The 8,707-nt window shown below is 70.3% G+C and carries 5 protein-coding genes; 3 read left to right on the top strand and 2 right to left on the bottom strand.

What is annotated here, in order from left to right:
• Positions 1–26 precede the first annotated feature (26 nt).
• The 3 genes from Aph01nite_RS27120 to Aph01nite_RS27110 are packed head-to-tail and all read left to right on the top strand — an operon-like array spanning position 27 to position 4,022.
• Positions 27–827, top strand: a complete 801-nt coding sequence (locus Aph01nite_RS27120; protein WP_204043830.1) for a potassium-transporting ATPase subunit C — start codon at positions 27–29, stop codon at positions 825–827.
• 4 nt (positions 828–831) lie between these two features.
• Positions 832–3,357, top strand: coding sequence for a sensor histidine kinase (locus Aph01nite_RS27115; protein ID WP_204043827.1), 2,526 nt, complete (start codon positions 832–834; stop codon positions 3,355–3,357).
• Positions 3,354–4,022, top strand: coding sequence for a response regulator (locus Aph01nite_RS27110; protein ID WP_204043826.1), 669 nt, complete (start codon positions 3,354–3,356; stop codon positions 4,020–4,022). The genes Aph01nite_RS27115 and Aph01nite_RS27110 overlap by 4 nt, the downstream gene beginning before the upstream one ends.
• A 37-nt stretch (positions 4,023–4,059) precedes the next feature.
• On the opposite strand, the gene Aph01nite_RS27105 is transcribed toward Aph01nite_RS27110, so the two are convergent.
• Entirely contained in the window at positions 4,060–7,293 is a 3,234-nt protein-coding gene (locus Aph01nite_RS27105) for a discoidin domain-containing protein (RefSeq protein WP_204043825.1), read from the bottom strand.
• Positions 7,290–8,678: a glycoside hydrolase family 43 protein gene (locus tag Aph01nite_RS27100; protein ID WP_204043824.1), complete on the bottom strand. Its 1,389-nt coding sequence runs from the start codon at positions 8,676–8,678 to the stop codon at positions 7,290–7,292. The genes Aph01nite_RS27105 and Aph01nite_RS27100 overlap by 4 nt, the downstream gene beginning before the upstream one ends.
• Positions 8,679–8,707 lie beyond the last annotated feature (29 nt).

Raw genomic sequence — 8,707 nt, 5'->3', positions numbered from 1 at the left:
ATCCACCATCTGCCCGGGATGTCGTGATGGCCCGCGAACACCTGGCCGCCGTACGCGCGGTGGTCGTGCTGACCGTGCTCGCCGGGCTGCTCTATCCGCTGCTCGTGATGGGCCTCGGCCAGCTCCTGTTCCACGACCGGGCCCAGGGCTCGCTGCTGCGCAAGGACGGCGAGATCGTCGGCAGTGCCCTGATCGGCCAGAAGTTCACCGACGCCGCCGGAACGCCGATCCCCCGCTACTTCCAGAGCCGCCCGTCCGAGGCCGGGGACGGGTACGACATGCTCGCCACGACGGCCAGTAATCTGGGCCCTGAGGACATCGTGGACACTCCGGAAAAGGTGAGCCTGCTGACCCGGGTCTGCGCGCGGAGCAGGGCGGTCGGGGTGCTCGAAGGGGTGTCCGGTGCTCGGCCGTACTGCACGGGCGAGGGGGTGGGTGCGGTGCTCAAGCTCTTTCCCGGCCGGGTGGTGAGTGTGAACGAGCCCTGCCCGAAGAAACCCTTCATCCCGAAATATCGGGGCATGGGGGTGGAGTGTGCGCGGCCGGGTGAGGACTACACGGCCGGTCGGACGATCCCGATCCGGGGGGCCGCAACCGCCGTGGTGCCCGCCGACGCGGTCACCGCCAGCGGCTCCGGGCTCGATCCGGACATCTCGGTCGCCTACGCCCGCCTCCAGGCGCCCAGGATCGCCCGCGAACGCGGACTTCCGCTCGCCCGCGTCCACACCCTCATCGACCGGCACACCACCGGCCGGGCGCTCGGCTTCCTCGGCGAACCCGCCGTCAACGTGCTCCGGCTCAACCTGGCACTCGATCAGGTCAGGTGATCGTATGCCTCGCGGACGACTGCGCGTCTACCTCGGAGCCGCACCGGGCGTGGGCAAGACCTACGCCATGCTCGACGAGGGCCGCCGCGGCGCGGCGCGCGGCCGGGACGTGGTCGTCGGCCTGGTCGAGACCCACGGCCGTCCCCGCACCGCCGAACTCCTCGACGGCCTGGAGGTCGTCCCGCGCCGGAACATGACCCACCGCGGGGCCTCCTTCACCGAACTGGACGTCGAGGCCGTCATCCGCCGCAGCCCCAAGATCGCCCTGATCGACGAGCTGGCCCACACCAACGTGCCGGGCTCCCGCAACGTCAAACGCTGGCAGGACATCGAGGAGATCCTGGAAGCGGGCATCGACGTCATCTCCACGGTCAACATCCAGCACCTGGAGTCCATCAACGACGTCGTCCAGGCCATCACCGGCGTGCCGCAGCGGGAGACCGTGCCCGACGAGGTGGTCCGCCGCGCCGACCAGGTGGAACTCGTGGACATGGCCCCCGAGGCCCTGCGCCGCCGCATGGCCCACGGCAACGTGTACGCCCCCGAGAAGGTCGACGCCGCCCTCGCCAACTACTTCCGCGTCGGCAACCTGACCGCGCTGCGCGAACTGGCCCTGCTCTGGGTGGCCGGCAAGGTCGACGAACAGCTCGACCGCTACCGGGCGGAACACGGCATCGCCGGCACCTGGGAGGCGCGCGAGCGGGTCGTCGTGGCCCTCGCCGGAGGCCCCGAGGGCGACGTGCTCATCCGCAGGGCGGCCCGGATCGCCGCCCGCTCCAAGGGCGCCGACCTGCTGGCCGTCCACGTCACGCGGGCCGACGGGCTGGCCGACGCCGACCCGGCCACCCTGGTACGCCAGCGCACTCTGGTGGAGAGCGTCGGCGGCTCCTACCACCAGGTCATCGGCGACGACGTGCCCGGCGCGCTGCTCGACTTCGCCAGGGGCGTCAACGCCACCCAGCTGGTCCTCGGCGCGTCCCGGCGGGGGCGGCTCGCCCAGCTGTCCGCGCGCGGCGTCGGCGTGGAGACGACCTCGCGCTCCGGCAGCATCGACGTGCACATGGTCCCCCACCCGAACGTCAAGCGGGGCGGCCGGGGGGCGCGGCCGCGCGCGGCGCTGACCAGGACGCGCCGGATCGGCGGCTGGGCGGTGGCCCTGCTCGGCCTGCCCGCGCTCACCGCCGGCCTGTTCCCGCTGCGCGGCGTGCTGGCGCTGACCAGCGAGATCCTGCTGTTCCTGCTGCTGGTGGTGGGCGTGGCCCTGGTCGGCGGCATGTGGCCGGCGGTGACGGCCGCGATCGCGGGGTTCCTGCTGCTCAACTACTTCTTCACGCCGCCCACCAACCAGCTCACCGTCGCCGACCCGGAGCACCTGCTGGCGCTCCTGGTGTACGTGCTGGTCGCGATCATGGTGAGCATGGTGGTGGATGTGGCGGCCCGCCGTACCAGGGAGGCGGCCAGGGCCTCGGCGGAGGCGGAGACGCTCTCGGCGCTGGCCGGATACGTGCTGCGCGGGGACGCGGCGCTGACCTCGCTGCTGGGGCGGCTGCGGGAGATGTTCGGGCTGAGCTCGGTCACCCTGCTGGAGCGCGGCGCGGCGCAGACCCCCGAGGACCAGGCCGATCCGGCGGCCTGGCGGATCGTGGCCACCTCCGGCGGGGAGCCGGCCACCTGCCCCGCGCTGGCCGAGACCGACGTGGCCATCGACGAGGACCTGGTGCTGGCGGTACGGGGCCGCCTGCTGGACGCCGCCGACCGGCGCATCCTGGAGGCGTTCGCGGCCGAGGCGGCGGTGGCCCTGCGCCAGCAGCGGCTGGCCGAGCAGGCCGAACGGGCCAAGCCGCTGGCCGAGGCCGACCGCATGCGCACCGCCCTGCTCGCCGCCGTCAGCCACGACCTGCGCACGCCGCTCGCCTCCGCCAAGGCGGCGGTGGAGAGCCTCGGCAACACCGCCATCGACTGGTCGGCGGAGGACCGCGCCGAACTGCTCGCCACCGCCGACGAGTCCCTGGCCAGACTGGACCGGCTGATCGCCAACCTGCTCGACATGAGCCGCCTCCAGGCCGGCGCGCTCGGGGTCTCGCTCCAGCCGGTGGCCGTGGACGAGGTGCTGCCGCTGGCCATCGACGACCTGGGACCACTGGGCGAGCAGGTGGCGGGGGACGTCTCCCTCGACCTGCCCGAGATCATGGCCGATCCGGGCCTGCTCGAACGCGTGCTGGTCAACCTCATGGCCAACGCGGTCCGGCACAGCCCGCCCGGCGTCAAGGTCCTGGTCTCCGGCAGCTGGCACGATGAGCATGTGGAGATCCGCGTCATCGACCGGGGCCCCGGCATTCCGCCCGACGCCCACGAGCAGGTCTTCCTGCCGTTCCAGCGTCTCGGCGACCGGGACACCCACAGCGGAGTCGGTCTCGGCCTGGCCCTGTCCCGCGGGCTGACCGAGGCGATGGGCGGCCGGCTGACCCCGGACGAGACGCCGGGCGGCGGCCTCACCATGATCCTCACTCTGCCGATGGCCCGCGCATGACGCGCATCCTCGTCGTGGACGACGAACCCCAGATCCTCCGCGCGCTCCGCATCAACCTGGTCGCCCGCGACTACGAGGTGGCCCTGGCCGCCGACGGCGCCGCCGCGCTGCGCGAGGCCGCCCAGTGGCACCCCGACCTGGTCCTGCTCGATCTCGGGCTGCCCGACCTGGACGGCGTGGAGGTGATCCACGGCCTGCGCGGCTGGACCACCGTGCCGATCGTCGTGCTCTCCGGCCGGGCCGGCAACCAGGACAAGATCGAGGCCCTGGACGCGGGCGCCGACGACTACGTGACGAAACCCTTCAACATCGAGGAACTCCTGGCCCGGGTCAGGGCCGTGACCCGCAGGACCCGCGCCCAGGAGACCGAACCGGCGGCCGTCCAGCTCGGCGACCACACCGTGGACCTGGCCAACAAGACCGTCTCCGGCGGCGTACGGCTCACGCCCACCGAGTGGCACATCCTGGAGATCCTGCTGCGCAACCCCGGCCGCCTGGTCAGCCAGCGCCAGCTCCTGACCGAGGTCTGGGGCACCCAGTACCAGAAGGAGACCCACTACCTGCGGCAGTACATGGTGCAGCTGCGCCGCAAGCTCGAACGCGACCCCGCCCACCCGGTGCACCTGATCACCGAACTGGGCATGGGCTACCGCTACCTGCCCTGACGGGGGCGCGCCCGCGACGGGCACGCCCCCAGGGTGATCAGCTGCCGAACGCGCGGACCTCCAGCAGGCCGACGGAGCTGCTGCCGTTGCCGGTGAGCAGCACCCGCAGCCGGGTCGTGCTGGTGGCCGTGAACGTCACACTGTTGAACGCGTTCTTCGTCAGCGTGTACGCGCTCGCCCCGGGCACGTCCACGTACGCGCTGCCGTTCCAGTACTGGAGCTTCCACGACGCGGGCATGTCGATCCCCTGCTCGTCGTCGAAGAAGTACACCTCGGCCCGGTTCAGCGACTGCGCCGAGGACCAGGTCAGGTCCACCCACTGCTGCCCGGTCTGCGGCCAGCAGCCCCAGCGCGGGTTCACCGTGTCGTTGGACGAGGGCGGCTGGGCACCGTCGTTGATCGCCGCCACGCTCTCCCAGGCGGAGGTGAACGACGCCGACGGCGTGGCCAGCTGGGCCAGGTTGCTCGGCGGCTGCACCACCCCGCCCCGGTTGAAGATCTTCACCTCGGTGAGGCCGCTGCGCGACCCCGAGGCGTTGGTGGTGACGATCCGCACCCGCTGCGCGCTGATCGCCGGGAACTGCACCAGGTTGTAGTTGGCCCGGGGCGCGGCCGGGCTCTTGGTCTGCGAGGGCACGGTCGTCCAGGTGCTCCCGTTGAGGTACTGGATGTTGTACGACGCGGGCGCCCGATACGTGGCACTGGCCGGACGGCTGTCCTTGAAGTGCACCCGTAGCTCGTTGAACGTGCGCGCCGCGCCGAAGTTCACCTCGTACCAGTCGGAGGCGGAGGTGTTCCCGCCCCAGAACGGCTCGTTGGTGGGGAACCCGTCGATCGCCCCGGCCACGTTGCTGCCGGACGCGGTCGAGGAGGCCGTGGCCGTCGCGCCGGCCGCCAGGTTGGTGAGGTTGGCGGTCAGGTCCACGCCCGCCTTGGCCAGCATGTCCACCATGCGCGCGCTGGACTGGCTGACCTGGGTGGGCGTCTGCAGGCTGGGGAAGGCCGCGTTGAACGCGACCGTTCCGCCGGTGGTGACGGCTCCGGTGGCCGAGTCCCAGGTGAAGGGCACCAGCGAGTTGACCGTGGCCACCCGGGTGCCGTTGAGGAAGATCGAGTAGCCCTGCGGCACGCCCGCGTAGCGGGTGATCCCGTCCGCCGGGTCGTCCCAGACGATGGTCAGGTCGGTGTTGCGGTAACGCAGGTTGTTGACCATGAAGTGGGTCCAGCCGATGTTGATCGGCGAGAGCTCCACCTTGGCGTCACCGCGCGGGCGCAGCCCGGCCACGTCCTCGATCACGGTCCAGTTGGAGCTGCCCAGGATGTTGTGGTGGATCCAGGACCGGTAGTTGATCGAGGAGCCGTTCCAGTCGGCCCAGAACTCGTTGGCGTCGGGCCACTGGGTGTTGCCGCCGACGTACTGCGCCCAGGCGTTCCAGTAGAGCAGCTTCTTGTAGTCGGTCGCGCTCATCCAGGCGTTCGGGTAGTTGCGCAGCACCGAGGAGTACAGGCGGAACTGCACGGTCGAGTTGATGGTGGAGAAGTTGTTGGAGCCCGGGTTCCCGGCCGCCGCCGCTGCCGCCTTGTCGACCTGGTTGGCCGTGTAGTACGGGAAGATCGGGTACTGGGCGGGGCTGTCGTAGAGGCGCAGGGCCTCCCGGTAGGTGGCGGTGTTGGGGATCGCGCCGACCGAGAACGGGTAGTAGTTGTTGATCTCCTTCCAGGGCACCCATTCGTTGGTCGACTTCAGCCGGTGCTCGAACAGCTGCCGGTTGGGGTTCCACAGGACGTTGACGATGGCGTTCTGGATGCGGGTCGCCAGGGTGCGCATCTCCGTGCCCTTGGCGGTGTTCCCGATCGCCTCGTACGCCTGCGCCGCCGCCAGCGCCCCGCTGTACTGGTACGCCGACTCGGCCCGGTCCATCCGCCCCGGCTTCCAGTGGAAGGACACCGCGTCGGCGTCGTTGCCGGTCAGCGCGCCCCAGTCGTACTCGATGAGGCCGTTGTTGTCGGTGTCGTAGAAGGACAGCTGTCCCTTGACGTCCTGCTCGGCGTAGCGGGCCAGGTTGGCGGCGATGCCCGGCTGGCCGCCGTGGATCTGGTAGCTCTTCCAGGCCGCCTCGCCGATGTACTGCGTGTAGCTGTTGGACCAGTTCTCCGGGTCACCCGGGTTGTCGAGGAACCGCCCGTTCTTGGAGATCTGTCCGACGCTCAGCCAGTTCCCGTACGCGTAGATGGGATTGCGCAGGTACTTCAGGTCGTCGATGTGCATCGGCTGGGTGAGCGCGATCGCGTTGTTGTAGCCGAGCACGCCCTCGGTGGACGTCGGGAACTGGAAGGTCTGCCCCGGGATGTCGGCGTCCAGGCTGTTGAAGCGCATCAGCCACCAGCGGTAGTAGATGTTCTTCTTGATGGCCGGCTCGGGCACGTCGATGTAGGGCACGTTCTGCGCCCACCACAGGTTGTAGGCCCGGACGTGGGTGGCGAACGCGGTGGCGTTGCTGTACCCGGCGTACGCGTTGAACTCGGTCAGGGACTCGGGGATCTCGTTGGTGACGAACCCCATGACCACCTTCGCGGTCACGGTCGCGCCGGCGGCCACGGTGACCGACCGGTTGAGCCCGCCGCTGCTGACCGTGAACCCGTCCCCGGTCAGCCTCGGGAAGATCGTCGTCAGGTTGTTGTACGCGTTGACCTGCCCGGTCAGCGTGTTCCCGCTGCCGCTGGTGGCATAGGGCGAGGTGGCCCGCAGCTGGAGCGTCGCCGAGGACGAGCCGTTGTTGACGATGGACAGGTTGGCCACGGCCACGTTGTTGTCGGTGATGAACTTGGTCTGGTTGACCGTGATCGACCCGCTGGTGTGCACGCTGCGCCAGTGGCTCGGCGCCTGCCAGCGGGAGCTCACCTGCTCGGTGAAGGTGCCCGGGGTGATCGCGACCGTGAACGCGTTGGCGTTGCTGATGCTCTCCCAGTACGCGACCTGCCCGCCGAACCCGAGCGTGCCCGGATTGTGGGTCTTCATGAAGACCGCCCGGCCCCGGGTCATCAGCCAGGTCCCGGCCGGGTCGTTGCCGGGCCTGGCCAGCAGCCGGTCCATCCAGAAGTCGGTGCCGCCGCTCTCCGCGTCGTAGATGGCCTGCATGGAGTTGGCGGGCGCGGCCGGGATCGCAGGGCCGCTGAAGGTGGGGAAGCCGATGGTCTGGGCCGCCGACGCGGGCGGACCCGCCACGATGAGGCCGGCGACCAGGAGTAACGCGGCGCTGATGCGTTTCATGAGTGGGCCGTCCATTCGAGCACGCCGGTGGAGAAGCCGGTCCTGGAGGTCATGCTGAGCCTCAGGCGGGTGGTGCTGACGGGGGTGAACGTGGTCGTGTTCGCCGTGTTGCCGGCGACGCCGCAGGCCGACTGCCCCGGCACGTTCACGTACGCGCTGCCGTTCCAGTACTGCACCTGGCAGGAGGCGGGCAGGTCGATGCCCTGGTTGTCGTCGAACCAGTACGTGGTGACCCGGCGGATGCTCTGCGCCGTGGACCAGCGGTACTCGATCCACTCGGTGCCCTGGTGGTTCCAGTTGCCGTACGCGCCGTGGCTGCGGTCGGCGGAGCTGGTCGGAGTGAAGCCGTCCTTGATCGCGCCGAGGGTCTCCCACGGGGAGACGTAGGAGGTGTAGGGGGTGGCGGTCAGCGCCAGGTTGCTCCCGCCGGTGCCGCCGCCGGTGGTCTGCACGACCTTCTGCATGGTGCCGTCGGCGTTCCAGAACAGCTTGTCGATGGTGACCGAGCGGCGGAAGTTGCCCCCGCCGGGGGCCGCGGCGTTGTGGTAGACCATGTACCACTGCCCCTTGAACTCGATGATCGCCGGGTGGTTGGTGGTCGAACTGACCTGGTCGAGCACGACGCCCCGGTGGGTCCACGGGCCGAGCGGGTTGCTCGCGGTGGCGTACCGGATGCAGGCGTAGCCCGGCGCGGAGCAGGCCGAGTCGTTGGCGGCGTAGGCCAGGTAGTAGGTGCCGTTCCGCTTGAACATCCAGGGCGCCTCCCAGAAGTTGGTGACGCCGGTGGGGGTGATCACCGAGCCCACGGTCTGGGTCATGTTCGCGTTGAGCCGTACGGCCCGCAGCCCGTAGTAGGAGCCCCAGTACATGTAGACCTGGCCGTCGTCGTCGGTGAACACGGTCGGGTCGATGTTGAGCGGGGAGGAGTTCGCGGTGCTGTCACTGATCAGCGGGCCGCCCCTGGCGTCGGTGAAGGGGCCGGTGGGGGAGTCGCCGACCGCGACGCCGATGTCCATCCAGCCGGCGCCGTTGCCGTTGACCGGGACGTACCAGTAGTAGCGGCCGTTGGCGCCGCGTTCGACCTCGCCGGCCCAGGCGTCGGCGCCGGCCCACGGGAAGTTGGCGAGCGAGAGGCGCGCGCCCAGGTCGGTGAAGGTGGTGGCGTCGGCGGAGCTGAACACGTGCCAGTCGCGCATGACGAAGTTGCCGCCTCCGGCGGGGGCCTCGTCGTGGCCGGTGTACAGGTAGAGGGTGTCGCCGACGACCAGGGCCGAGGGATCGGCCGTGTAGATCGCGGTGGTGATGGGGGCGGCGGCGATCGCCGGGCCGGCGGTGGTGAGGGCGAGGACAACGGTTGCCGCGGCGGCGGCCCATCGTCGTTTCATGGGGGTGCTCCTCAGGATGTTAGCGCTAA

Origin of the sequence: Acrocarpospora phusangensis (genome assembly GCF_016862995.1) — a bacterium.
Classification (GTDB): Bacteria; Actinomycetota; Actinomycetes; order Streptosporangiales; family Streptosporangiaceae; genus Acrocarpospora; species Acrocarpospora phusangensis.
Note: the sequence above shows the minus strand (reverse complement) of the source record. Positions and strands in the feature narration are given on the sequence as shown.